Source organism: Vibrio sp. 14G-20, from assembly GCF_026241515.1.
Taxonomy (GTDB): Bacteria; Pseudomonadota; Gammaproteobacteria; order Enterobacterales; family Vibrionaceae; genus Vibrio.
This window is the reverse complement of record NZ_JAPHPW010000010.1, coordinates 36,514-61,443: the sequence shown is the minus strand read 5'-3', so window position 1 is coordinate 61,443 and position 24,930 is coordinate 36,514. Positions and strand designations below refer to the sequence as shown.

Below are 24,930 nucleotides of genomic sequence, written 5' to 3'. Positions count from 1 at the left end.
AGCTTACGCGCCTAATAGTAATAGTGCGCTTGCTGAAGCCACGCCAACTGAAAGCCACTTAGAGTAAACTGCGCGCCCAACAAACGTACCGATAACCATTAATGCCAAAGCAGTAATACTCATGCCTGTTGCGAATTGAGTTAAGTTGCTCGCAGCTTCAACGCCGTGTGCGTAACCATGGAAAAACAACATCGCAATGGAAGCGACTAATACGCTGTTTACACGCTTGGTTGATGGTGAGAATACGTGCCATAGACATAGGCTGACGACGAACAGAGAAGCGATGATTGCTGGTTCAACAATCACAGAGAAGCCTAAGGCTTGGCCAGCGATAAGCCCAACGGCTAGTGAAGCCAATCCACCACCAATCAAAGCGGCTTTTATCTTGGTTGAAAACGACAGTGCGCCAATTAACAGACCAAAAGCGATCAGCATGATCAGGTGATCCATACCTGTCACAGGGTGAGTTAAGCCAGACATAAATGAGTGAGACTCATGAACCGAATGCGAACCGTGTCCTGGGTGAGCCAAAGCCATCGTTGATGTTGTTAGAGAAGCCAGTGTGAAAGTACATAAGCCAGCAGCTGTTTTAAAGTTCATCGCGAGTTCCTTGCGTTTATAGTTATTAATATCGTTGTTATATAAATCGTTTAGTGAGCCATCAATGACTCGATTAATGATGGTGATGATGACCGCCTGAGCGGCCACCATATGCGCCACCTTCGGGTTCAAAAGGTTGTTTTTCAGTCGTCACTGTCGCGCCCAAGCCTTCAACCATTTCATCCAAAACATGGTCGTGTTGATAACGCACCCAACCCGCTTCCACTTGCAGCGGAACATGTCGGTTGCCAAGGTGGTAAGCAACACGAGTTAATAGATGCGAGTCCTCACAGTAAACGGTCGACACGGTTTCCGGCGCCGCTTTCACTTCGACAGTTAAACCACACTCACTAGTTAATTGCTCTCCGCCACGCAAGATATGACCGCGTGGTAGAAACAATCCAGCATTGCGCCCATCATCGAGTATCACTTTAAGACGGCTTTTGATGCGGCTATCGATCGGCAGGCTTAAATAGCCGTCCGGCGCATTTTGTATTTGAGTATTCAGTTGAGTAAGTTCAATCATGCTATTACCTCAATCTCCTTGTGAGATTTATAACGTTCAAAATAAGAGCCTTCAGCCGAGCTATTAAAATAGAAAATATCTTTGAGCCATTGGTAACTCTTCAGCAGGCTCACACGTCAGCAGTTCACCATCAGCGCGCACTTGATAAGTCTGAGAGTCGACTTCGATCTTCGGCATCCAATCGTTAAGCTTCATGTCTGCCTTGCTGATGTTTCGGCAGTTACTGACTACGCCAATCAGGCTCTGTAACCCCAACTGCTTGTCGATGTTTTGTGCCTTGGCTTCTTTGGAAACAAACAGCATTGATGTGTTCTGACATGCCTTGCCATAGCTACCAAACATAGAGCGATAGTGGACTGGCTGAGGTGTTGGAATTGAAGCGTTTGGGTCACCCATTGGTGCCATCGCGATCATGCCGCCTTTCAAAATCACACTTGGTTTCACACCAAAGAAGGCTGGTTTCCACAACACTAGGTCTGCGAGCTTTCCAGCTTCGATAGAGCCGATCTCATGTGCCATGCCGTGAGTGATCGCAGGGTTAATGGTGTACTTAGCGACATAACGTCTTAGGCGGAAGTTATCGCTGTAGTCGGAATCTTCTTTTAGGCTGCCACGCTGCACTTTCATCTTATGTGCGGTTTGCCATGTTCGAGTGACCACCTCGCCCACTCGCCCCATTGCCTGAGAATCCGAAGCGATCATCGAGAACGCACCTAAGTCATGAAGAATGTCTTCTGCGGCAATGGTTTCACGGCGAATACGTGATTCAGCGAACGCGACATCTTCAGCAATCGATGGTGACAAGTGGTGACACACCATCAACATATCCAAGTGTTCATCGACCGTATTGACGGTGTAAGGTCGGGTTGGGTTGGTAGAAGAAGGCAGAACGTTCGGCTCACCTGCAGCACGGATAATATCGGGAGCATGACCACCACCCGCCCCTTCCGTGTGGTAGGTATGAATAACGCGATCACCGATGGCGCCAAGGGTCGATTCAACAAAGCCAGATTCGTTCAAAGTATCGGTGTGAATCGCAACTTGTACGTCCATTTCATCGGCAACACTCAAGCAAGTATCAATTGACGCGGGCGTGGTTCCCCAGTCTTCGTGCAACTTCAAGCCAACAGCACCTGCTGCTACTTGTTCACGCAGTGCTTCCGGTTGGCTGGCATTGCCCTTACCTAACAAACCAAAGTTCATTGGGAATTGATCGAGTGATTCCAACATTCGGTGCATGTTCCACGGACCCGGTGTACATGTGGTTGCGTTGGTCCCTGTGTTTGGCCCCGTGCCACCACCGATCATGGTCGTCACACCCGATGCCAACGCTTCTTCAATCTGTTGCGGACAGATGAAGTGAATATGTGAGTCGATGCCACCCGCTGTGAGGATAGAACCTTCGCCGGCCAAAATTTCCGTACCCGGACCAATAACAATATCAACGCCCGGTTGAACATCTGGGTTGCCTGCTTTACCTAAAGCTTGAACTCGGCCGTCTTTGATAGCGACATCGGCTTTTACGATGCCCCAGTAGTCCAACACAATCGCGTTGGTGATCACCAAGTCTGGCGTTTCGGCACTTGGACGTTGGCTTTGCCCTTGCCCATCACGAATCACTTTACCGCCGCCGAACTTCACTTCGTCGCCGTACACGGTGTAATCCTTTTCAACTTCTAGCCATAAATCGGTGTCAGCAAGACGCACTCGGTCTCCGATTGTTGGCCCAAACATTTCGGCGTAAGCCTGTTTGGATATCTTCGCCATGATCAATCCTTTGTTGTTTTCATTATTTTCGTGAGAGCGCTTAAAGCTTACCCATCACTTTCCCTTGGAAGCCGTAGATCTCTAACTTACCGGCGTAACGCACTAACTCGACGCTGCGAGACTGACCCGGTTCAAAACGGGTAGCGGTACCTGCGGGGATATTAAGTCGAAAGCCTTTAGTGGCTTCTCGGTCAAAGATCAGTGAAGGGTTTGCTTCATAGAAGTGGTAATGAGAGCCAATTTGCACGGGACGATCGCCAATGTTTTGAACCTTAACAGACGTCGTATCTCGACCTTCATTTAGAGTAATGTCACCGGGAGCGGTTTCTACTTTTCCGGGAACTAAGCCTGAATATTGTTTGGTGGAACCAGCCATATTTCTTCTCCCTACACGATAGGTTCATGAACGGTCACCAACTTGGTGCCATCAGGAAAAGTAGCTTCGACTTGTACATCTGGGATCATGGAAGGGATCCCCTCCATAACGTCATCGACGGTAAGCAGTGTTCGTCCAAAATCCATCAATTCCGAAACGGTTTTACCCTCACGGGCACCTTCAAGAATGGCACTGCTGATCAGCGCAATAGATTCTGGGTAGTTGAGTTTTAAGCCTTTTTGTTTGCGCTGCTGTGCCAGCATTCCTGCGCAGAAGATAAGTAGCTTATCTTTTTCTCTTGGTGTTAATTCCATTTAGCCGCCCGCTGTTAGTGTTGTTTTCTTATTGCTCAGAAACGCATGAGCAGTAAGTGGGATTCAATCACAGCAAGCTTGAAAAAATGTACCGAGGGCCGGAAGTCGCCCTCGGTACAAATAGGGCTAATCGCTAAGTCGCCCAAATCCTTGGTAAATCAGGAGTCGTACCACATAAATGAGAGCGAGTTGCTTGCCATATCTGACCAAAGGCCTGGAGGATGTCTTCACTCCAATAACCCAAGGCTCGCACCACAATCAATCCTTCTATCTGCGTCGCACCCAATATTAATGTGGGTTCACTCGATGTTTTTGATGTAACTGATTGCTGTGAAGCTTGCTGTGTAATAGATAAGAGCAAGCTCTGTACCAACTCTAAATCTTGCTTCTCATTTGAGGTGATATAAAAGGTACCCATCATTGAAAAATCAAGTAACCCCATATTTATCATTAACTTATCGCCACCATGAAAATTAAAACCTTCAGTCAGAAGCCTTTGATTATCAAGATAGATTTCCGTTTTCCCAACAAGGTGACCACGCTCAAATCCCTCATTCTGTGCAGGCCGTCCAAAACAGTGCATCTCCCACCCCCAAAACTGTGCACCCTTTTCTAGGCGAATTTCAGTGTCTAGACGAACGTGTGCATTGGGGAAAAAGATGTTCTCTTGCGGCATCCATTCCAAGCGCGCACCTTTCTTCACTCGAAGGGTCTGCTTTTGCTTGGCGTACTTGTTGTTAGAACGATAGAACTTGGTCGCACCGGGTGTGGTGATCAGCGTATGAGCACCGCTTTCTACGGTTGCCTCAATATTGAGAGTGTCACCACCCACCACTCCGCCGGGGGGATGGAGTAAGTAGGTGTGACACGTTTCCCCATCAGGATACAGGGGGCGTTGCACCGCAAGCGGACCAGACTGCTGACGATTCTTTAATACGGTTTTATCACCGCGGTCGACAAAGGTGAGATTTAAGCTCGCTTGCCAACCATCACGAATATCTTGTTCGATGGTGTCATTCAAAGATAAAGCTTCAACTAAAGAAGCCTTCTTTACTTCATTCGGAGAAAAGAGAGAATTCATACGGTTAGATACTCCTTAATCAAGGACTCATCAAGCCCTGTCATTTCACCTTCAGCCACCTGACGCCCACGGTCGAGAATACAAAAACGGTCGCCGACCTTTCTCGCAAATGGCAGCTTCTGCTCAACCAACAGAACCGTGAGTCCCATTTTCTCGTTGAGCATGCGAATGATGTCGCCAATCTCTTGCACAATATTGGGTTGAATACCTTCCGTCGGCTCATCCAAGATCAATAGCTTGGGATTAACCACCAGCGCACGACCAATCGCAAGCTGTTGCTGCTGACCACCTGATAAATCACCACCGCGGCGATGCAGCATCTCTTTCAAGACAGGGAAAATATCGAAGATGAACTCTGGGATCTTACGATCACCCTTTTCACGAATCGGTAAACCGACCTCTAGGTTTTCTTGAACAGTGAGCATCGGGAATATCTGACGACCTTGCGGTACATATCCTATTCCTTGGCGAGAACGATCCTCGGCATCGGTTTTCAGTAGCGACTCGCCCGATAAAGAGATGTCGCCGCTTTCAACCTTAACCAGCCCCATGATGCATTGCAGCAAGGTGGTTTTTCCGACGCCATTGCGCCCCATTAACACCGTGCATTTACCCTCTGGGATCTGCATATCTAAATCCCACAAGGTGTGGCTCTCACCGTAATATTGATTAACTGATTTAACCTCTAACATCCTATTCTCCGAGATAAACTTGTTTAACTTCCGGGTGAGCCTGCACTTGATCCATGGTGCCTTCAGCCAACACGTGACCTTGATGAAGCACGGTGACATGGCTAGCAATCGAACGAACGAAATCCATATCGTGTTCAACCACAACCACTGAGTGCTTACCCGCCAATGAGTTGAGTAGTTCAGAAGTTCGATCCATCTCTTGATGAGTCATACCTGCCACGGGTTCATCGACTAAGAGTAACTTAGGGTTTTGCATCAGCAACATACCGATCTCTAACCACTGTTTTTGTCCGTGAGACAGGTTGCCCGCTAAGTTGGCCGCTTCGTCTTTGAGATGAATCAGCTCAAGCACCGAGGTCAGTTTGTCTTTCTGCTCACCAGACATCACGGCAGTGAAAGTCGCCCACACTGAACGGTCACCGGCCATGGCTAACTCAAGGTTCTGCCACACGGTTAAACACTCAATCACGGTCGGCTTTTGGAACTTTCGCCCAACGCCTGCATTGGCAATTTCAGCTTCGTTCATCTTCAACAAATTGATGTTCGAACCCAACCATACCTCGCCAGTGTCCGGCTTAGTTTTACCTGTGATGATGTCCATCATGGTGGTTTTACCTGCGCCATTAGGACCGATGATGCAGCGCAGTTCGCCCTCTTTGATATAGAGATTGAGGTCATTTATCGCTTGGAAACCATCGAAGCTTTTATTAACGCCTTCCACGTACAACAACACGTTGTGGCGGGTATCGATGGCAGGATGAACATCGGGTTTAAGGTAATCAAAAACTTCGTCTCGACGAGTGAACGCCTGAACGGACTCCTTTACGCTGTTAAATGTGGTCATGCGATTGCCTCCTTGCCTTTATGTTGGTCATCCTTATCTTGTCCTTCGCCTTTTGAGTTCGATGCCTTGCGTAGCTGTTGCCACTTTTCACTGACAAAGCCAATCACACCTTGTGGGAAGTACATGGTCGAGAGAACGAATAGACCACCGAGAGCAAATAACCACACTTCAGGGAATTCAACCGTAAACCAGCTCTTTGCGTAGTTGATGATCAGCGCACCAACGATGGCACCAAACAGAGTGGCACGACCGCCCAAGGCAACCCAAACCACAATCTCAATCGAGTTAAGCGGTGCAAACTCTCCCGGGTTGATGATGCCGACTTGAGGAACATATAAAGCACCAGCAATACCCGCGATAACCGCAGACAAAACGAAGACCCATAGCTTGATGCCATCGACGTCGTAACCCATAAAGCGAGTGCGAGACTCTGTATCTCGAATCGCCAGTGCCACACGCCCTAATCGACTGGTCACTACCATGCGACACGCGATGTAACTTAGAATGAGGGAGATGCCCGTCGCGACAAACAAACCAATCTTGACCGCATCACTCTGTAAACTCAGGCCGATGATATCTTTGAAATCTGTCAGTCCGTTGTTGCCACCAAAGCCCATCTCGTTACGAAAGAACGCCAGCATCAAGGCGTAAGTTAACGCTTGAGTCATGATCGAAAGATAAACACCAGACACGCGAGAACGGAAAGCCAAATAACCGAACAAATAAGCCAATGCGCCCGGCACCAACACCACCATCAGGCAAGCAAACCAGAACTGATCAAAACCCTGCCAAAACCACGGCAACACCGACCAATCAAGGAACACCATAAAGTCAGGTAAGATTGGATCACCATAAACCCCACGGTCACCAATCTGACGCATCAGATACATGCCCATCGCATAACCGCCAAGCGCGAAGAAAGCGCCGTGGCCTAGGCTCAGTATTCCAAGGTAGCCCCACACTAGATCCAGCGCCAGCGCCAACATTGCGTAGCTCAGGTATTTGCCCATCAGTGAGATGGTGAAGGTCTCAACATGAAGTGGGTGCCCACTTGGCAACATGGTGTTAGCCAGTGGAATAAGAATCACGGCCGCAAGAATGGCAAGGATGGTCAGTTGGCCACCTTTATCACCACGCATAGCCGAAAGTACAAATGATTTAGACTGCATGATGTTGTCCTTAACCTTCAGCCGCACGACCACGTTGCGGGAACAATCCGCGTGGGCGTTTTTGAATAAATAGAATGATGAAAACCAGTACTAGAATCTTAGCGAGTACTGCGCCAGCCCATGGCTCTAAAATCTTATTGAACAAGCCAAGACTCAGACCTGCGACTAATGTTCCCCACAAGTTGCCGACTCCGCCGAACACCACCACCATGAAAGAATCAATGATGTACGCTTGCCCCATATTCGGGCCAACGTTAGTCAATTGAGACAGTGCTACACCTGCGACACCCGCCACGCCAGAACCTAAGCCAAAGGTCATCGCATCAACTCGTTCAGATCGAATACCCATCGCACGCGCCATACCACGGTTTTGAGAAACGGCACGAACCTGTAGACCTAGCGGTGTCTTTTTCAGAACCATTAACAAGCCCATAAACACCAAACCACAGAACAAGATGATGTATAAGCGGTTGTAGGTCAGAGACAACATTGGGTTCAATTGAAGTGCGCCAGACATCCATTCAGGCGTGCTCACTGAGCGGTTAAGTGGAGAGAAAATAGAACGAACGGCTTGTTGCAAGATCAAGCTGATACCAAAGGTCGCGAGCAAGGTTTCCAGTGGGCGACCGTAAAGGTGACGAATCACGCTTCGCTCTATCGCAATACCGACCAGACCAGAAACAATAAACGCTGCCGGAATAGAGAGAATCAACGCTAAACCAATGTGGTTCGGCATTAGCAACTGAAGTACATAGGTGGTGTAAGCGCCAATCATGATCAGCTCACCATGAGCCATGTTGATAACGCCCATCACACCAAAGGTGATCGCTAAGCCTATACCAGCAAGCACTAACACGGAACCCAAGCTTAAACCGAAGAATACTGTTTCTACGCCAGAATAAAGTGCTTGGCTTTGTTGATAGTCGTCCATCGCACGTTCTGCTGCAGCGGCAATACTTGGATCTTGCTCACTGTTCAGTAGTTGATTTAGTGTTTTCAGAACGACCGAATGTTTGAAGTCACCGACTCGCTCAATCGACGTGACTCGATCTTCAATGGTTGCGCTTTTATCAAGGGAGCTATAAATAGCCAATGAGAGGTCCATCAGATCTGCCACTTTGCCCTCTGATTCGTTGGCTCTGAGTTCAGCTATGCGTTCGATGATGTCAGCGTCTTTAGTCCCTAACAGATCCAAAACAGCTTTATAACGCACATCAGGATTACCGCTGTTGAGTCCAATAGAAGCAATTTCCCCGCGCAAGATCCCGCGAAGTTTGTTATTCACGCGAACCTTTTTAAACTGTCTCGCATTCTCGATATTCAGCGTTGAATCATCCCATACTGACTGAGCCGACGTCGCTGTTTTGATGCTTTGAATGAAGTAGAGCTGTTTATACTGCTCGCTCTGTTTATCACCAAAATAGTAAAGGTTTCCGTTTAACCAACCATCCAGAATAGGTTTCGACACATCTTCCGTTTGCGTCTCAATCACCCAATCAATAGCTAATTCTTTATCCGATGTTTTCTTACCAACTAGCGCCTTGGTAAAGCTAGCTTCATCCGTTATTCCCGCAAAAGCCAACTGAGCACTGACTGCCATAAGCAATAGCGCCTTAAATACGTTCAATACGTTTTTCATCCCTGCTTCCTTAATCCACCTAGCTAGATATTGTTATTTTTGCTCAGTGGACATGTGGAGAATTATTGTTAGTTGAAACGATGAGCCTTCCGCTTGCTTCACCTCTTAAACAGAGGCGTTCTTCCCAAACAAGAAGGCTCAATGTTCCTAAATTAACGCTCTAGTTACCGCCAGAACACTTCTTGGTTTCGACGTTAAACGCACCACATGAGAATGGCTTAGACCAGCTAGAGAAAAGTTTCGCTGATTCAGGTAAGTAACTAGACCAAGCATCACCCGCAACAAGGCCTGTGGTTTCCCAAACGATATCGAATTGACCATCGTCTTGGATTTCACCGATCAGGACAGGTTTAGTGATGTGATGGTTTGGCAGCATGGTGGAGTAGCCGCCAGAAAGGTTAGGAACAGACACGCCAATCAAGGCATCTTGTACAGATTCAGGATCAGTTGTGCCCGCGTTGGTTACCGCTTGCGCCCACATGTTGAAGCCAACATAGTGCGCTTCCATTGGATCGTTGGTGACACGCTTTTCACTCTTGATGAACGACTGCCACGTTTCAACAAACTCTTCATTGGCTTCGGTATCAACACTCATGAAGTAGTTCCAAGCCGCTAGATGACCAACCAGTGGTTCTGTGTCCATACCTGACAGTTCTTCTTCACCAACAGAAAATGCAATAACTGGAATGTCTTCAGATGAAATGCCTTGAGCGCCAAGCTCTTTGTAGAAAGGTACGTTCGCATCGCCGTTCACAGTAGAAACCACTGCGGTTTTCTTACCTGCTTCACCGAACTTTTTGATGTCTGAAACAATAGACTGCCAATCAGAGTGGCCAAATGGCGTGTAGTTGATCATGATGTCTTCTTCTGCGACACCTTTATCTTTTAGGTAGGCTTCAAGGATCTTGTTGGTCGTGCGTGGGTAAACGTAATCGGTGCCTGCTAGTACCCAACGTTCCACTTCAAGCTCTTCCATCAAGTAATCAACAGCAGGAATCGCTTGTTGGTTTGGCGCAGCACCCGTATAGAAAACGTTTTTAGAAGACTCTTCACCTTCATACTGTACTGGGTAGAAAAGGATGCTGTTTAGCTCTTCAAAAACTGGCAGCATGGATTTACGTGATACCGATGTCCAACCACCAAATACCACATCCACTTTCTCTTTCTCGATAAGCTCACGTGCTTTCTCAGCAAACAGCGGCCAGTTTGACGCAGGGTCAACAACTACAGGCTCAAGCTTCTTACCAAGTAAGCCGCCCTTTTTGTTTTGCTCGTCGATGAGCATAAGAACGGTATCTTTTAGCGTTGTTTCACTGATCGCCATAGTGCCTGACAATGAATGTAGAACGCCGACTTTAATGGTATCGTCAGCGGCAAGTACTGTTGCAGAAGAAAATGAAAGTGTTGTACACAGTGCAGCTAGCGATAAATTGAACACCTTGTTCATGATTGTTACTCCATAATTGTATTTTTGTTATTCAATTACAGAGTTACAAGAAGAGTGCCAAACTTAAAACATAACTAACAAAGTTTTAAGTGCTTGTATTTAATAGCACTTTAACTAATTTAACACCAATGTAGTGCATTGCGACAAGGTTACTATGTTTCATGCTGGTGCAGTGACGATAAGAATGAACCAAGATGACACACGCATATTCGCTAAATACAAAAAAGGCCCAATATCTTCATATTAGACCTCCAAAAAACATCTCAGATTGTCGTCTTACCATTAAGGGATAAGACTATTCGGCTTGTTGAAACTCGAATTTCACTCTCGACTTAGATTTAAGCTCGTTGCAATCACCATTACAGAAATAGCTCGCAGCCCCACAAGCTTGAAGCTTCTCTAATTGGCAGCTGCACTCAGGACAAAACCCAATTTTAGTAAAGTGAGCCTGACAACTTTCACAGTGATACTTGCCATCCCAAGTTAGCTCAGATTGGCACTTAGGGCAGATATTTTCACTCATTAGCATTTCCTAATTTACTACTATTTTTACAATCTACTACTGCTGAGACTTAGCTTGCTTGATTTGGTACATGTTCTTATCAGCTTGTGCGATCAACGGGTCTAATCCTTGAGGATCTTTCTCGCAAGAAAGCCCTACACTCACAGAAAACTGAACTCCATTAATATAGAGGGCTTTATCCAACGCTTTTTCTAAGCTGTGATAAAAGTCTGACACTTTTTTTTCAGTATCAAAGCAAGAAAACACCACAAACTCGTCACCGCCGTAACGACCTACCTTGGCACATGCTGTGGTCGCTTCATCGAGAACTTTTGCAACGGCTAACAGAACATCATCGCCAAAGCTATGGCCATACGTATCGTTGATTGACTTGAATTTATCAACATCAACAAATAGACAGGCCATCACTTTGTCCGCAAAACATCGTTTAACTAAAACCTTCTTAGCTTCACTTAACAATGCTCGGCGGTTCAAGCAATGCGTCAGGGAGTCATGACTGGCAAAAAAGTTAAGTTGATTCTCTAGCTCGTATTTCTCGAGCGCTACTGAATACAAAGAAGCAAGCAGCTCCAAGATCTCGAGTTCAAATTCATGAGGCTCTGAAATGCATCGGCTGTAAATCGCAAATGTACCTAGCACGTGGCCATGCGAAGAGATAATGGGCACCGACCAACAGGCATGCAGATTCGCTTGATTGGTTAAGGCTAAAAAAGGTGCCCAGTTTGGGTGTGCATTTATGTTGGAGACCATCACTGCTTTCTTAAGCGCAGCTGCCTCGCCACATGAACCTATCCCCGCACCAATTTCTACCCCTTCTATCTGTTGATTGTAAAAATCAGGCAGGTTTGGGGCATATTCAAGGTGTAAAGTTTTAGACTCTGAGTTGAGCAGTAGAATTGAAGCCATGCGCTGCCCAAAAAGCTGCTCGGTAAGCTGAATAATCTTGTGATTTAAATCTTTGCGATCCATCCCAAGCGCAAGCTTTCGCAGCAAACTATTGACGGCTCGATGACCTTCTAATAAAAATTGTTGTTCCATTCACTAAGGCTTTCAATTGTGTAATCGGGTACAGCCTGTACTTATGCAAGCTTGTTATTGGTTAATAATAACACACTAAATTAGTACGACACACAATCGAAGATCATAGGTTGATCTTTCGCTTTATCTATTTTGATCAGCGATCTACCCCAAAAAGAATATTTATATCACCACACACCGAAAGCATAAGTTACATGTGCTGCATTTCAATTTTAAATAGTCATTTATATTAAAAATCACATACAAAGACAAAATAAACAGCACAAGTCATTTTGTTCTGAAGTCTAAATCATCGAATTACATGCGTCAGCATTTCAATATGCTGGTCATCTAACTGGGTTAACTTAACGGACAATGCCTTAAGCTCTGAGGTGTTCTCAATGTGAGTACCACCACACGGAATAGACACTAAAGTGTCGGCATCCAACTGCCATTCCCAATAGCGAGAGTCTGTTAATGCTTCACCTTCTAGTCGCATCGCAACTGGTGTCGGATCAGCAAGCCAGCCCGCAATCATCTGGTTGATGTCGGCTTCAATGTCATCAAGGTTTGCTAGCATATCTGCAACGTTCAAACCGCGCTTCTTCAGAGTTTTGCCTAAACGATACTTATCAGTACACAGTTCAGGAGTCACAAAGCTGGTCACCTGCGCATAACTATTGAAATCGTAGCTGCCAAGTGGATCTTTTCTGTCGGCATCTTTACGCCAGTAGCTTTCAGCCAATACTTTATTCAAGGCTAGGAAAGCAATGTGGCCAGCGCTGTGACCACGGCTCAAACTGGCTTGATACTCTCTATCAACCGACAACACAACTTCGTGGTCAACCTTAATCATAGAACCAGATGCGGGTAGCTGGTGGACAACCACAAACGCCCACCCTTCCGTATCACGCTTAACAGGGATATCTGCTGCGATATGAAGCTTGCCAGTAGATTGTTCTATTGCACCAACAAGACAGTCTTCAACGGGATATTGCACGTCACCAACATTCACAAAGCCTTGGTCTGCTGGGTGGTCTGGCCAAATATGACTCACTGGGTGAAAAGGCGTCACGTCGGTGAGCAGGTAGGTTTTGCTGTCGTTACTTTCAACGTGCAGCGCTTTTGCATTGAGCTGCCAAGCCTGGTGACAAAATTGAGTAATGGTTGGTGTGATTTCTGACGCAGGTGTAATCAAATCGCTCGTAGTCATATCGTTCTTCTTTTGGAATCTAGTCTGATTCGTTAAACCATGATGATAAAAATATATTGTTATGGCTTAACGTGAATTTTGCTTAAAAAAATACCCGAGACAGGCTCGGGTATCAAATCTATTGGAAAGGTTTACTTACGACCTTTAACCATGCTCATCATGCGCTTACGTTTACGTTCTTGAGAGATTGTCAGCTTGTTTGTCTTAGCTTCAAATGGGTTCTCGCTGTTCTGGAATTGAATGCGAATAGGTGTACCCATAATTTCTAATGAACGACGGTAGTAGTTCATCAAGAATCGTTTGTATGAATCTGGCAAGTTACGAACTTGGTTACCGTGGATAACGATAATAGGTGGGTTGTAGCCACCAGCGTGCGCGTACTTCAGTTTCACACGACGGCCACGAACCATAGGCGGTTGGTGATCATCAGTCGCCATCTTCATGATACGAGTTAGCACAGAAGTACCAACACGAGTCGTTGCTGACTTGTAAGCTTCTTGAACAGACTCAAACAAGTGACCAACACCAGTACCGTGAAGTGCAGAAATAAAGTGAATACGTGCGAAATCAACGAAACCTAAGCGACGGTCTAGCTCTTTCTTAACACGTTCTTTAACGTCGTTATCTAGGCCATCCCACTTGTTTACTGCAATAACAATTGAACGACCAGCGTTCAACGCAAAGCCTAACAAGCTTAGATCTTGATCAGAGATGTTTTCGCGAGCATCGATAAGCAACAGTACAACGTTCGCATCTTCAATCGCTTTCAGTGTTTTAACTACTGAGAACTTCTCTACTGTTTCGTTGATGTTCTTACGACGACGAACACCCGCAGTATCGATTAGAACGTATTCACGCTCATCACGCTGCATTGGGATGTAAATAGAGTCACGAGTTGTACCAGGCATATCGTAAACAACCACACGCTCTTCACCAAGAATACGGTTAGTTAGTGTTGATTTACCTACGTTAGGACGACCAATGATCGCTAGCTTGATCGGTTGATCTTGAAGACGCTTGAATTCTGCTTCGGCTTCTTCTTCTGTAAATTCAACCTGCTCTTCTTCTTCGTCTTCAAACTCAGTTAAATCGCTTACTTCGCCATTCTCAGCTTTTAGCGCTTCTGCGAATGGGTTAAGAGCAAGGTCAATAAGTGCAGTAACACCACGACCGTGCGCCGCAGCGATTTGGTACATGTCTTCTACACCTAGTTGCCAGAAGTCAGCACTTGCAGCATCAGGGTCGATACCATCAACCTTGTTTACTACTAGCATTGAAGGCTTTTCTAGTTGACGTAGGTGCTTAGCAATCGCCACATCTGAAGGTGTTAGACCTGCACGACCATCTACCATAAATAGAACGACATCAGCTTCATCAATCGCCGCTAGCGACTGTTCAGCCATTTTTGTTTCAACACCTTCTTCAGTACCGTCGATACCGCCAGTGTCAATAACAATAAAGTCATGCTCGCTAAAATGAGCATGACCGTATTTACGGTCACGCGTTAAGCCAGGGAAATCCGCAACCAATGCATCACGAGTTCGAGTCAATCGGTTAAATAACGTAGATTTACCTACGTTCGGACGCCCTACTAGAGCAACAACAGGTACCATAACAACCTCTACAATTTCTTCTCTAAATGTAGTTATAGGTAAGCACTTGTTCGCAAGTTTAAACTCTTACCTATAACCACACGGTTTATTAATTTTTAACAACAAAACGGCTCCTGGCTGTTACCAACCAGGAGCCGACTGTGAATTATATCACGCTTTTATTGGCTAATCGTCAGTTTCTTTACATCGCCATTGCGAGTCGTCACTAAGTAGCCTTCAGGCAGTTCGATTGGTGCAACCGCAAAGCCGCTATCATCGACAAGCTGTTGAGCAACAAACTCACCCGATGAACGATCTAACCAGTGCAGATAACCTTCTGTATCACCCACGACTACATAACCATTAATAATAGCAGGTGCTGTCAGTAAGCGGTTTTCTAACAATGGAGTGCTCCATAGTTCAGTACCACTACGCGCATCAACCGCAACCACATGGTCTTTGTCGGTAACAACGAACAAACGGCTACCATCACTTGCTAAATCAATCGCTGATGAGTAGTTACGTTTCCAAATTGGCTTACCAGAACGAAGATCGATAGCAATCAGCTGACCATTGATACCTACGGTATACAGGGTGCCACCAAGAACAATTGGAGATGCATCAACATCAACCAAACGATCAATTTCCGTTGCACCTTTTGGTGTGCCTACTGGCTGTTGCCAAATAAGCTGACCACGGTCAACGATAGCCGCAGCTAGACGACCATTTGCTGTACCCCAGAATACACCACCAGAAACCGCAACAGGCGAGCTATCGCCACGAAGTGTTAAGCTTGGTACTTCCGTACTGATGGTCCATTTTTGTTCTCCGCTTGCTTGATCTAACGCGATCAACATACCGCGACTGGTATGAACAATGACCATGTTGCTATCAGTTGCTGGGGATGCAAGCACCTCGCCATTCACTGATACACGCCACAGCTCTTCACCGGTCGATTCTTCCAGTGCGATCACTTCGCCATTTTCAGAACCAACAAATACTTTGCCGTAAGCCGCCGTTAAGCCACCCGATAAACGAGCCAGTACGTCTTTCTCAAGATCGACTTTCCACAGCTCTTTACCTGTATCAGGATCAAGCGCTTTAACCATACCTTCACGGCTTGCAACAAACACTTTGTCGTAAGCCAATTCTGGCGTTAGTTTTGAAAAGTAGTGACCAACACCATCACCAACCGACGTAGACCACTCCTGACTAGGAGTGAACTCACTATTTACCGTTGGTACTGGAGCCATGATTACGGTGTCTTCTTCACCCGCACAGCCAGCTAGTAGGCCAAGAGCAATCGCACACAACGCCGCTTTTGGAAACATCTTCTTCATTCAAAGCGCCTTATTTAGCTAGGTCGTCAAGTTTGATTTGAAGCGTTTGGCTAGCGTCAACAGCTTGCTGTGCTTCTGTGTAAGCACTGTATGCTGCGTCAGTGTCGCCTTTACGAAGTGAAATATCACCACGCAGTTCAGCAACACGGCCTTTCCAAGATTCATCTGTCATAGCAGCAAGATCAGTCAGTGCTGCGTCAAATTCACCTTGCTCAGCTTTGATGCGTGCAACACGGTAAGTAAGTAGTGGCGCAAGTGCCGCGTCCTTAGTTGCCGATTTTGCCCACTCTAGCTGTTCAAGTGCTGCTGCTAGCTCACCCGCTTGTACTTGTACTTTTGCTAATTGCATAGCAGCAAGTACTGAGTACTCAGCGTCTTGGTTTGCGTCGATGAAAGCTTGAATATCAGATTGAGCATCAACGCCCTTAGTATCAAGAGCTGAAATTACAGAGGTGTAGCTTTCTGAAGCTGCTTCACGCGCTTCAACGACTGAATCTTGGTAATAACGCCAGCCAAATAGACCACCTAAACCAATAACCGCACCAAAGATTACGGCCTTACCGTTCTCTTTCCACCAATCTTTAATGGCTTCAACTTGTTGCTCTTCGCTATCGTAAAGTTCCACTTCCTGTCCTCTTTAATTCTTTAAACGCCAGCATAGTGCTGACGTTAGTATTCATGATGAGCGTTTGCTCAATGGCTAATTAGATTAGCGCAGCAACTTTCTCTGCAACTTCCGTTTGAGACACGGTTTCTTGCTCGCCGCCAACCAGATCTTTTAGCACAACCGTATTGTCAGCAACTTCGTTCTCACCAAGCACCAGCGCCACAACGGCACCAACTTTGTCAGCACGTTTGAATTGCTTCTTGAAGTTACCACCACCGAAGTGGTTCATTACACGCACGCCTTCAACGGTGTCGCGTAATTGATTTGCTAACTGCATGCCTGCGATCATAGTTCCTTCGCCGGCAGCAACTACGTATACATCAACGCTACGACGAACTTCTGTTAGCTCTAGCGTTTCCATCATCAGAACCAGACGCTCTAGACCCATAGCAAAACCAACAGCATTGGTTGCTTTTCCGCCCAGTTGCTCAACAAGACCATCGTAACGGCCGCCGCCACATACTGTACCTTGAGCACCAAGACTATCAGTGATCCACTCAAATACGGTACGGTTGTAGTAATCTAGGCCGCGCACTAGACGCTCATTAACTTGGTATTCGATACCAACTGCGTCAAGAAGTTCACACAAACCAGCAAAATGTTGCTTCGATTCTTCACCTAGATATTCAGATAGTCGAGGTGCGTCACCTAAGATAGCTTGAACATCAGGGTTCTTAGTATCAAGTACACGTAGAGGGTTAGTGTGCATACGACGTTTGCAGTCTTCATCAAGCACATCAATGTGTTGCTCAAGGAAAGCCACTAACGCAGTGCGGTAGCTTACGCGATCTTCTTGAGAACCGATTGAGTTCAGCTCTAGGCGAACGTGCTTATCGATACCTAGCTCACGCCATAGGCGAGCTGTCATCATGATAAGTTCTGCGTCAACGTCTGGACCATCTAGGCCAAACACTTCAACACCACATTGGTGGAATTGACGGTAACGACCTTTTTGAGGACGCTCGTGACGGAACATCGGGCCCATGTACCATAGGCGCTGTTCATCACGGTTGATAAGGCTGTTTTGAATACATGAACGTACACAACCAGCTGTACCTTCAGGACGCAGCGTTAGGCTATCGCCATTGCGGTCGTCAAAGGTGTACATCTCTTTAGAAACAACGTCTGTCTCTTCGCCAACTGCACGGCTAAATAGGTTTGTTTCTTCAACGATAGGCATACGTACTTCATTGTAACCGTATGCACTCACCACGCTTTTAACTGCGCTTTCTACTTTCTGCCACAGTGGTGATTGAGTTGGAAGGCAGTCGTTCATGCCTCGAATTGCTTGGATATTTTTAGCCACAGTATTTATTCCGTAATTTCTCACGACCAGGTGTTAGTGCGAATAGACAATCACACCCCATCGCGTTGTATTAATCTTCTAAGTTTTCTACATCAATGCGATTTGCTTTATCAAGCACTGACGCTTTTGCACGAATCTTAGCTTCAAGTTTGTCGACAAGATCATCGTTGTCGAAGCGCTCTTTCTGACGCTTACCGTCTTCATAGAAAGCACTTTTACGTGCACTACCGGCTAAGCCTAAGTGAGACACTTCAGCTTCACCAGGTCCGTTAACCACACAACCGATAATTGAGACATCCATTGGAGTAATTACGTCTTCTAGGCGTTCTTCAAGGGCATTAACGGTGTTAATAACATCGAATTCTTGACGAGAACAGCTCGGGCACGCAATAAAGTTGATGCCACGCGAACGAATACGCAGAGATTTAATAATATCAAAGCCAACTTTGATCTCTTCAACAGGATCAGCCGCTAGCGAAATACGCAGCGTATCGCCGATACCTTCAGAAAGAAGCATACCTAAACCTACCGCTGACTTCACAGAGCCTGCACGCGCACCACCCGCTTCGGTAATGCCAAGGTGCAGAGGCTGATCAATCTGCTTAGCCAGCAAACGGTAAGAGCCGACAGCAAGAAATACATCAGACGCCTTAACGCTGACTTTGAATTGATCAAAATTCAGACGGTCTAGGATATCTACGTGACGCATTGCTGATTCAACCAGCGCTTCTGCTGTAGGTTCTGTGTATTTCTCTTGGATCTCTTTCTCAAGAGAGCCGCCGTTAACACCAATACGAATCGGAATATTCATATCACGGGCACAATCAACAACTGAGCGGATACGGCTTTCGTTACCGATGTTACCTGGGTTGATACGCAGACAGTCAACGCCGTATTCAGCCACTTTAAGTGCGATACGGTAGTCAAAGTGAATATCAGCAACCAAAGGAACAGAGACCTGCTGCTTGATTAGCTTAAAGGCTTCAGCAGCATCCATAGTCGGTACAGATACGCGAACGATATCAGCCCCCACTTTTTCCAAAGCTCTAATTTGAGCAACGGTCGCGGCTACATCTGTTGTTCTTGTGTTGGTCATGGATTGCACAGCAATTGGTGCACCATCACCGATCGGCACATCACCCACATAAATACGGGTTGATTTGCGACGAATAATAGGAGATTCGTGTTGCATATTAACTCTAAGGTAAGGTTATTCTAGCTACTTTGCCTGAAGTATACCCAGAAAGGTCGACAGGTTCACTTGCAAATGTCATTGATACGCCTTCTGGCGCACCCAGAATCACTTTATATGGCGCAGTTCCTGATAGATTCAACGACTGACCTGCTTTTTTGATGCCAGTCGACAAGGTTTTACCCGTTGCATCTTTCACTTGGATCCAGCAATCGGCAGAGAATTGCATCACTAGCTCGTTGGCTACAGGTTCAGGCGTCACTGTCTCTGCTTCAGCAGCTACAGGGGTAACCTCTGCAACGTCTTGTGTCTGTTCTGCTTGCTCGATATTCTCTGAAGCCTCAGCCGCGCTAACCACTGCAAGTTCATCCGTACTTTCAGTCGCTGAATGCTCCGCAGTATTTTGCTCAGCTTCAATCACTTCTAATGACGTCAATTCAGGGTCTAGCGACTCTTCTACCATTAGCTCTTCTGAGCTTTCGGTATTCACCAGAGATTGAGACAAGGTGTCTTGCTGTTGGTTCTGCCACCACCACAATGACGACATACCTACAATCACCGCAAAGATGCTCCAAGTTAGGAACATAATACGGCTATTGTGCTTTTCGGTTTTAGTCTTACGAGAAAAGCTCAGCATTTCTTGTTCTTGATGTTGAGCATCACCAGAATGATGAAGCGCGTTCAACACAACTTTTTCATCAAGATTAACGTATTTCGCGTATGAACGAATGTAACCACGCATAAAGGTGGCGACTTGATCGGACTCAAATTGGTTTTCTTCAATTTGTTGGATCAACGTAACGCGCAGCTTCAAACGATCAGAGATCTGCTTTTGTGTTAAACCCAGAGATTCTCGTTTATTTTTGAGCAGCGTTCCCGCTTCAATTGCTGGAGCGACAGTTTCTTTCGTTTGTGTTTCGTGTTCTGTGTTCATAGAGAGTGAACTTCTAAATAATTATCGCAGGTTGATGAGAGCATTTTTTATTTTCGTTTAAGCTCAATCTTACAACCTACTATGTGGAATTTTTCCTGCAACCCAGTTCATCAACCCTTAAAGTAGAAAATCACACGCTGTTGGTGAGCGATTTTCTCAGGAAGCTAGTTTATCAAGTAGCCAACCTAAATAGACATATTGACGATTATCGGGTAACAAGCGAGCACTTAAATTAATTTAAGATTATTTAATCATAAGCTAATGCCATTACAAGGCAAAAACACTTTCGACAAAATTTACCGTCAGCTCATGGTTTTGTCCAAAATTTAACGAAAAATGTAAGAAAGCGTGGGGAAAAAATCCAATTCTTGGAAATTCACCTTCCAGAAAAGCAACAAGCCAGAAGGAATCCTTCTGGCTTGTTTAGTTCTAAATGGTATTTAAACCGCTTTTACTTGAATCACATCACCTGCGATTAAGTTAGCTTCAGAGGCGGCTTTCAGCATTTTAGTACGCTTGGTTCTATCAATAACATCACCAACCAGCTGACCACATGCGGCATCAATATCATCACCACGTGTTTTACGAACCGTTACTGTGTAGTTGTATTCCATCAGCGTTTTTTGGAAGCGATCAATACGAGAGTTGCTTGGCTTCTTGTAAGGCGAACCCGGATAAGGGTTGAATGGAATCAAGTTGATCTTACAAGGCGTATCTTTCATTAACTCAGCAAGTTCACGAGCGTGGTCCATATCATCATTCACATGATCCAACAGAACGTACTCAACCGTTACTTTACCGCGGTTAGCATTTGAAGAAGCAATGTAACGACGAACCGATGCTAGGAAGTCTTGGATATCCCAACGGTCATTGATTGGCATGATTTGGCTACGTAATGCATCGTTTGGTGCGTGTAGAGAAATTGCCAGAGCTACATCAATGTTGTCTGTCATCTGATCAAGACCAGAAACAACACCAGAAGTTGATACTGTTACACGACGCTTAGACAGTGAGAAACCTAGATCATCAAGCATCAGCTCCAATGATGGAATTAGGTTCTTCATGTTCAACAGAGGCTCACCCATACCCATCATTACGACGTTAGTAATTGGACGACGACCCGTTTCTTTCTCTAAACCGATTTCACGTGCAGCACGCCAGATTTGGCCAACGATCTCTGAAACTTTCAGGTTACGGTTGAAGCCTTGTTGAGCCGTAGAGCAGAATTTACATTCAAGCGCACAACCTACTTGCGAAGATACACATAGCGTCGCACGGTCACCATCTGGGATGTATACCGTTTCAACGTCTTGGTCACCAACGCTCATCGCCCATTTAATGGTGCCATCCGCAGAGTGCTGAGCTTCAGAAACAATAGGTGCAACAATCTCACAGCGATGCAACAGTTTCTCACGTAATTTTTTGTTGATGTTGTTCATTTGTTCGAAGTCATCGACACCGAAGTGATAAATCCACTTCATCACTTGCTCTGCTCGAAACGCTTTCTCATTCAGTTCTTCTGTGAAAAATTTACGAAGACCTTTACGATCAAAATCGAGTAGATTGACTTTAGCTGTGGTCATGATGCCTCTCAATGACGGAACAATAATTAAGGGCGCGAATTGTACAGGCTTTACGCAACTTCAACAAGCATTGTAAAACCTTGTGTTTACTAAGACGTTCAAACTTAAGTGATTAAAATTTACACAAATATATTTATTAGCCTGAGATTACCCCATTTAAAGAAAAGATTCCCGATTACACTCCTTCGTCGCTTTCGGGAATGACGTAGACAATCACCGACAGCTCGCAATATTTATTACGATATTTTTTCTCCAAAGCTCCCCGTCATTCCAGAACCGAGGGGCGAGGTATCTGGAATCTCGCTTTTCACTACACATCTTTTCCCACTACCCATCAGAAACGAAAAAAGCCTCACCGAAGTGAAGCCTTTAGAATTATTTGCTGTACTGATTATTGAGCTGGGCGTGGGCAAATTTCAGATTCTGGGAAGAAGAATTCGATTTCGCGAGCTGCAGACTCAGGGCTATCGCTGCCGTGTACTGAGTTGTAACGCATGCTGATTGCGTAATCAGCACGGATAGTGCCGCACGCCGCTTCTTCTGGGTTAGTTTTACCCATTAGTTCACGGTAACGAGCGATCGCGTTTTCGCCTTCAAGCACTTGAACCATGATAGGTCCAGAAGTCATAAACTCTTTAAGAGCTGGGAAAAACTCTTTACCTTCGTGTTCAGCATAGAAGCCACTCGCTTGCTCTTCAGTAAGACGAACCATCTTAGCAGCAATAATTTCTAGGCCTGCTTTTTCGATACGGTGGTAGATTTCACCAACAAGGTTACGCTTAACTGCATCCGGCTTAACAATTGAGAACGTTCTTTCTAGAGCCATAGGGATTCCTTCACTTCATTTTTTTGTTATTAAATACTGAAATTACTGAGATCTTTCGATCTTAGCTTTATGAATGAGCAGCACAAAATACCGCTCACCCTTATTATTATTTTGCTTGGTCGATAAGAAGACGAGCCAGTGTGCGAACGCCCATACCCGTTGCGCCTGCCGCCCACTTGTCACTTGCTGACTTACGGTAAGTACCTGCGCAATCCATATGAATCCAACCTTTTTTGTAGTCATCTACAAAGTAAGAAAGGAACGCAGCCGCTGTACTTGCACCCGGTGTGTAATCGCCCGTGCTGATGTTTGACAGATCAGCAAAGTTTGAAGGCAACATACCACGGTGGAAGTCAGCAAGAGGCAGTGGCCATAGGCCTTCTTTCTCTTGGTTTGCCGCCGTTAGCGCTTGGTGAGATAACTCATCATCAAAACTCAATAGTGCGTGGTAGTCGTTACCTAATGCATTTTTAGCAGCGCCTGTTAGCGTTGCACAGTCGATGATCAGCTCAGGATTTTGTGCACTTGCGTACATCAGACCATCAGCAAGTACCAAGCGACCTTCCGCATCGGTATTCATGATCTCAACTGTCTTACCATTTTTGTAAGTAATGATGTCGCCAAGCTTCAATGCGCGACCAGAGATCATGTTCTCTGCGCAACATAGAATAAGCTTGATACGCTTATTCAGACCACGTTCAATCGCTAGACCTAAACCACCAGTAATCGTTGCTGCGCCGCCCATGTCAGCCTTCATCGCTGTCATGAATTGACCTGGTTTAATGCTGTAGCCGCCCGAATCGAACGTAATACCTTTACCCACTAAGCAAGCAAATACAGGTGCGTTTTCATCGCCTGTTGGGTTGAAGTCCAGTTGCAGCATTGCTGATGTACGCTCAGAGCCACGGCCTACCGCGTAGATGCCTTCCCAACCTTCAGTTAGGAGATCTTTGTCTTTAACGATTTTTGCTTTTACTGTGCCCGCTGGCGCCACTGATTTGATGTATTCAGCTGCCATCGTCGCTAATTGACGAGGCGCCACTTCTTCAGCGGTTTTGTTGATAATGTCACGCGTCCAGTCAGTTGCACGAATACGAGCTTCAAGCTCAGTTTGATCAGCTTCTGAAAGAGCATCCCATTCCAATGCATTCTTTTTCTTTGGTCCACGGTAGCCTTGGTAGAAAGCCCAAACGCTTTCTAGATCCCAACCTTCACCACGAAGTGAAACGAATGCGATACCTTGTCCGTCAAGCGCACGACCAGCACGTTGAACTGCGCCTAGATCGTGGCCTTCACCAATGTGAATGGTCGCTCCTGCTTCTGAGAACGATAAAATAGCTCTTGCTCCCCACTGAGGCTGGGCAGCTTCTTGACTTAAAAATACTGACATCTGTGTAGACATGATTTCTCCTTGTCATGAACCACTTTGAGTGTGTGATTCTGATTATTTTTTATTAGCGCACTGATGTTAGCATTATGTAGGAGGAAAATGTCATTTTGATAAAAAAACGGACCATAAGGTCCGCTTTTTTTGGTAAGAATTGTTAACTTGGCTGCGTTTTATATTTGACTGATACCAACCCGCGACCAAGTAATTAGACAAGAGGATTAATCCATCTCATCCATCCAGCATAAAATAATAGCCTCTAAGATTTTCTCATTCGAGTGGTTAGGCTCGTCATCGAACTCTTCAAGGTCTAATACCCATTGGTGTAAATCGGTAAAACGTACCGTTTTAGGATCAGTATCAGGGTACAAATCACATAGCTCAATTGCGATATCTCGCGAATCAATCCACTTCAAGCTCATAACACTTCCTTATATTTATTAGCGACGCTTGGTCGCCTTTATGATCTATATTTTAGGCCAGTTTTGTTAAACCGTAATATCAGTCATGGCGAAACCACCATGACCATAGAGAAGTTCTTAGTGATCTTCAGACGCTAGGTTCAATGTGTACTTTGGAATCTCTACTACAAGATCTTCATTAGCCACTTTTGCTTGGCAACCAAGGCGAGATTCCATCTCTAAGCCCCATGCTTTATCTAGCATGTCATCTTCTAGATCATCACTCTCTTCTAAAGAATCAAAACCTTCACGAATCACAACGTGACATGTCGTACATGCACACGATTTTTCACATGCGTGTTCAATACCAATACCGGCCTTCAGTGCAACATCAAGAACCGTCTCACCAGTTTTTGCTTCTAAAACAGCGCCTTCTGGACATAGATCTTCGTGAGGTAAAACAATAATCTTTGGCATGTTTATCTATTCTCTAA

At 45.7% G+C, this 24,930-nt stretch carries 25 protein-coding genes; all 25 read right to left on the bottom strand.

The features are described 5' to 3' along the window. Positions 1–3: 3 nt before the first annotated feature. Positions 4–600 carry a HupE/UreJ family protein gene (locus tag OQJ75_RS11175; RefSeq protein ID WP_265970845.1) on the bottom strand — a complete coding sequence of 199 codons (597 nt, stop codon included), beginning with the start codon at positions 598–600 and terminating at the stop codon, positions 4–6. Positions 601–673: 73 nt separating this feature from the next. Beyond that, a complete protein-coding gene (gene ureE / locus OQJ75_RS11170) occupies positions 674–1,126 on the bottom strand; it encodes an urease accessory protein UreE (protein ID WP_048663725.1) in 453 nt (150 codons plus the stop codon). A 63-nt stretch (positions 1,127–1,189) separates the two neighbouring features. Next, positions 1,190–2,893: an urease subunit alpha gene (gene ureC, locus OQJ75_RS11165; protein ID WP_055318868.1), complete on the bottom strand. Its 1,704-nt coding sequence runs from the start codon at positions 2,891–2,893 to the stop codon at positions 1,190–1,192. Positions 2,894–2,933: 40 nt separating this feature from the next. Further along, complete coding sequence (locus OQJ75_RS11160) at positions 2,934–3,269, bottom strand: urease subunit beta (protein ID WP_017069302.1); 336 nt, start codon at positions 3,267–3,269, stop codon at positions 2,934–2,936. A gap of 11 nt (positions 3,270–3,280) precedes the next feature. Beyond that, on the bottom strand, positions 3,281–3,583 hold the full coding sequence (ureA, locus tag OQJ75_RS11155) for an urease subunit gamma (RefSeq protein WP_004735119.1): 303 nt from the start codon (positions 3,581–3,583) through the stop codon (positions 3,281–3,283). Positions 3,584–3,716: 133 nt separating this feature from the next. Then, positions 3,717–4,664 carry an urease accessory protein UreD gene (locus OQJ75_RS11150; protein ID WP_265970844.1) on the bottom strand — a complete coding sequence of 316 codons (948 nt, stop codon included), beginning with the start codon at positions 4,662–4,664 and terminating at the stop codon, positions 3,717–3,719. Further along, positions 4,661–5,356, bottom strand: a complete 696-nt coding sequence (urtE, locus tag OQJ75_RS11145) for an urea ABC transporter ATP-binding subunit UrtE (protein WP_017629849.1) — start codon at positions 5,354–5,356, stop codon at positions 4,661–4,663. The genes OQJ75_RS11150 and urtE overlap by 4 nt, the downstream gene beginning before the upstream one ends. 1 nt (position 5,357) lies before the next feature. Continuing rightward, complete coding sequence (gene urtD / locus OQJ75_RS11140; protein WP_076650850.1) at positions 5,358–6,200, bottom strand: urea ABC transporter ATP-binding protein UrtD; 843 nt, start codon at positions 6,198–6,200, stop codon at positions 5,358–5,360. Further along, entirely contained in the window at positions 6,197–7,369 is a 1,173-nt protein-coding gene (gene urtC, locus OQJ75_RS11135; protein WP_265970843.1) for an urea ABC transporter permease subunit UrtC, read from the bottom strand. The genes urtD and urtC overlap by 4 nt, the downstream gene beginning before the upstream one ends. Before the next feature lie 10 nt (positions 7,370–7,379). Then, entirely contained in the window at positions 7,380–9,008 is a 1,629-nt protein-coding gene (gene urtB / locus OQJ75_RS11130) for an urea ABC transporter permease subunit UrtB (RefSeq protein WP_265970841.1), read from the bottom strand. A gap of 160 nt (positions 9,009–9,168) precedes the next feature. Then, positions 9,169–10,455, bottom strand: a complete 1,287-nt coding sequence (gene urtA, locus OQJ75_RS11125; RefSeq protein ID WP_265970840.1) for an urea ABC transporter substrate-binding protein — start codon at positions 10,453–10,455, stop codon at positions 9,169–9,171. Positions 10,456–10,750: 295 nt separating this feature from the next. After that, positions 10,751–10,978, bottom strand: coding sequence for a zinc ribbon domain-containing protein (locus OQJ75_RS11120; protein WP_248388148.1), 228 nt, complete (start codon positions 10,976–10,978; stop codon positions 10,751–10,753). Positions 10,979–11,014: 36 nt separating this feature from the next. Next, positions 11,015–12,016: a sensor domain-containing diguanylate cyclase gene (locus OQJ75_RS11115; RefSeq protein WP_265970839.1), complete on the bottom strand. Its 1,002-nt coding sequence runs from the start codon at positions 12,014–12,016 to the stop codon at positions 11,015–11,017. A 289-nt stretch (positions 12,017–12,305) separates the two neighbouring features. Further along, the gene (locus tag OQJ75_RS11110) at positions 12,306–13,208 is read right to left on the bottom strand and encodes an alanyl-tRNA editing protein (protein WP_265970837.1); all 903 of its coding nucleotides are present in this window, start codon (positions 13,206–13,208) and stop codon (positions 12,306–12,308) included. A gap of 131 nt (positions 13,209–13,339) precedes the next feature. After that, positions 13,340–14,821, bottom strand: a complete 1,482-nt coding sequence (gene der / locus OQJ75_RS11105) for a ribosome biogenesis GTPase Der (protein ID WP_017062511.1) — start codon at positions 14,819–14,821, stop codon at positions 13,340–13,342. Positions 14,822–14,979: 158 nt separating this feature from the next. Continuing rightward, the gene (bamB, locus tag OQJ75_RS11100) at positions 14,980–16,140 is read right to left on the bottom strand and encodes an outer membrane protein assembly factor BamB (RefSeq protein ID WP_048613470.1); all 1,161 of its coding nucleotides are present in this window, start codon (positions 16,138–16,140) and stop codon (positions 14,980–14,982) included. Between the two features lie 10 nt (positions 16,141–16,150). Then, positions 16,151–16,765, bottom strand: a complete 615-nt coding sequence (locus OQJ75_RS11095) for a YfgM family protein (protein ID WP_265970834.1) — start codon at positions 16,763–16,765, stop codon at positions 16,151–16,153. A gap of 79 nt (positions 16,766–16,844) precedes the next feature. Continuing rightward, the gene (gene hisS / locus OQJ75_RS11090) at positions 16,845–18,113 is read right to left on the bottom strand and encodes a histidine--tRNA ligase (protein ID WP_004735105.1); all 1,269 of its coding nucleotides are present in this window, start codon (positions 18,111–18,113) and stop codon (positions 16,845–16,847) included. A gap of 70 nt (positions 18,114–18,183) precedes the next feature. Continuing rightward, positions 18,184–19,305, bottom strand: a complete 1,122-nt coding sequence (gene ispG, locus OQJ75_RS11085; RefSeq protein WP_265970833.1) for a flavodoxin-dependent (E)-4-hydroxy-3-methylbut-2-enyl-diphosphate synthase — start codon at positions 19,303–19,305, stop codon at positions 18,184–18,186. Positions 19,306–19,312: 7 nt separating this feature from the next. Beyond that, entirely contained in the window at positions 19,313–20,239 is a 927-nt protein-coding gene (gene rodZ, locus OQJ75_RS11080; RefSeq protein WP_265970832.1) for a cytoskeleton protein RodZ, read from the bottom strand. Positions 20,240–20,679: 440 nt separating this feature from the next. Further along, complete coding sequence (locus OQJ75_RS11075; protein WP_009848292.1) at positions 20,680–21,822, bottom strand: bifunctional tRNA (adenosine(37)-C2)-methyltransferase TrmG/ribosomal RNA large subunit methyltransferase RlmN; 1,143 nt, start codon at positions 21,820–21,822, stop codon at positions 20,680–20,682. A 391-nt stretch (positions 21,823–22,213) separates the two neighbouring features. After that, positions 22,214–22,648 carry a nucleoside-diphosphate kinase gene (ndk, locus tag OQJ75_RS11070; protein ID WP_016797173.1) on the bottom strand — a complete coding sequence of 145 codons (435 nt, stop codon included), beginning with the start codon at positions 22,646–22,648 and terminating at the stop codon, positions 22,214–22,216. A gap of 106 nt (positions 22,649–22,754) precedes the next feature. Then, positions 22,755–24,050 carry an aminopeptidase PepB gene (gene pepB / locus OQJ75_RS11065; RefSeq protein ID WP_265970831.1) on the bottom strand — a complete coding sequence of 432 codons (1,296 nt, stop codon included), beginning with the start codon at positions 24,048–24,050 and terminating at the stop codon, positions 22,755–22,757. Positions 24,051–24,256: 206 nt separating this feature from the next. Continuing rightward, positions 24,257–24,457 carry a Fe-S cluster assembly protein IscX gene (iscX, locus tag OQJ75_RS11060; RefSeq protein ID WP_004740335.1) on the bottom strand — a complete coding sequence of 67 codons (201 nt, stop codon included), beginning with the start codon at positions 24,455–24,457 and terminating at the stop codon, positions 24,257–24,259. A 117-nt stretch (positions 24,458–24,574) separates the two neighbouring features. Beyond that, on the bottom strand, positions 24,575–24,913 hold the full coding sequence (gene fdx, locus OQJ75_RS11055) for an ISC system 2Fe-2S type ferredoxin (protein WP_017629863.1): 339 nt from the start codon (positions 24,911–24,913) through the stop codon (positions 24,575–24,577). Positions 24,914–24,930: the final 17 nt, after the last annotated feature.

What these genes read in the sequence shown, in the direction of transcription:
- OQJ75_RS11175 (WP_265970845.1), bottom strand. Translation starts at nt 600, where the DNA reads ATGAACTTTAAAACAGCTGCTGGCTTATGTACTTTCACACTGGCTTCT.
- ureE (WP_048663725.1), bottom strand. Translation starts at nt 1,126, where the DNA reads ATGATTGAACTTACTCAACTGAATACTCAAATACAAAATGCGCCGGAC.
- ureC (WP_055318868.1), bottom strand. Translation starts at nt 2,893, where the DNA reads ATGGCGAAGATATCCAAACAGGCTTACGCCGAAATGTTTGGGCCAACA.
- OQJ75_RS11160 (WP_017069302.1), bottom strand. Translation starts at nt 3,269, where the DNA reads ATGGCTGGTTCCACCAAACAATATTCAGGCTTAGTTCCCGGAAAAGTA.
- ureA (WP_004735119.1), bottom strand. Translation starts at nt 3,583, where the DNA reads ATGGAATTAACACCAAGAGAAAAAGATAAGCTACTTATCTTCTGCGCA.
- OQJ75_RS11150 (WP_265970844.1), bottom strand. Translation starts at nt 4,664, where the DNA reads ATGAATTCTCTCTTTTCTCCGAATGAAGTAAAGAAGGCTTCTTTAGTT.
- urtE (WP_017629849.1), bottom strand. Translation starts at nt 5,356, where the DNA reads ATGTTAGAGGTTAAATCAGTTAATCAATATTACGGTGAGAGCCACACC.
- urtD (WP_076650850.1), bottom strand. Translation starts at nt 6,200, where the DNA reads ATGACCACATTTAACAGCGTAAAGGAGTCCGTTCAGGCGTTCACTCGT.
- urtC (WP_265970843.1), bottom strand. Translation starts at nt 7,369, where the DNA reads ATGCAGTCTAAATCATTTGTACTTTCGGCTATGCGTGGTGATAAAGGT.
- urtB (WP_265970841.1), bottom strand. Translation starts at nt 9,008, where the DNA reads ATGAAAAACGTATTGAACGTATTTAAGGCGCTATTGCTTATGGCAGTC.
- urtA (WP_265970840.1), bottom strand. Translation starts at nt 10,455, where the DNA reads ATGAACAAGGTGTTCAATTTATCGCTAGCTGCACTGTGTACAACACTT.
- OQJ75_RS11120 (WP_248388148.1), bottom strand. Translation starts at nt 10,978, where the DNA reads ATGAGTGAAAATATCTGCCCTAAGTGCCAATCTGAGCTAACTTGGGAT.
- OQJ75_RS11115 (WP_265970839.1), bottom strand. Translation starts at nt 12,016, where the DNA reads ATGGAACAACAATTTTTATTAGAAGGTCATCGAGCCGTCAATAGTTTG.
- OQJ75_RS11110 (WP_265970837.1), bottom strand. Translation starts at nt 13,208, where the DNA reads ATGACTACGAGCGATTTGATTACACCTGCGTCAGAAATCACACCAACC.
- der (WP_017062511.1), bottom strand. Translation starts at nt 14,821, where the DNA reads ATGGTACCTGTTGTTGCTCTAGTAGGGCGTCCGAACGTAGGTAAATCT.
- bamB (WP_048613470.1), bottom strand. Translation starts at nt 16,140, where the DNA reads ATGAAGAAGATGTTTCCAAAAGCGGCGTTGTGTGCGATTGCTCTTGGC.
- ispG (WP_265970833.1), bottom strand. Translation starts at nt 19,305, where the DNA reads ATGCAACACGAATCTCCTATTATTCGTCGCAAATCAACCCGTATTTAT.
- rodZ (WP_265970832.1), bottom strand. Translation starts at nt 20,239, where the DNA reads ATGAACACAGAACACGAAACACAAACGAAAGAAACTGTCGCTCCAGCA.
- OQJ75_RS11075 (WP_009848292.1), bottom strand. Translation starts at nt 21,822, where the DNA reads ATGACCACAGCTAAAGTCAATCTACTCGATTTTGATCGTAAAGGTCTT.
- ndk (WP_016797173.1), bottom strand. Translation starts at nt 22,648, where the DNA reads ATGGCTCTAGAAAGAACGTTCTCAATTGTTAAGCCGGATGCAGTTAAG.
- pepB (WP_265970831.1), bottom strand. Translation starts at nt 24,050, where the DNA reads ATGTCTACACAGATGTCAGTATTTTTAAGTCAAGAAGCTGCCCAGCCT.
- iscX (WP_004740335.1), bottom strand. Translation starts at nt 24,457, where the DNA reads ATGAGCTTGAAGTGGATTGATTCGCGAGATATCGCAATTGAGCTATGT.
- fdx (WP_017629863.1), bottom strand. Translation starts at nt 24,913, where the DNA reads ATGCCAAAGATTATTGTTTTACCTCACGAAGATCTATGTCCAGAAGGC.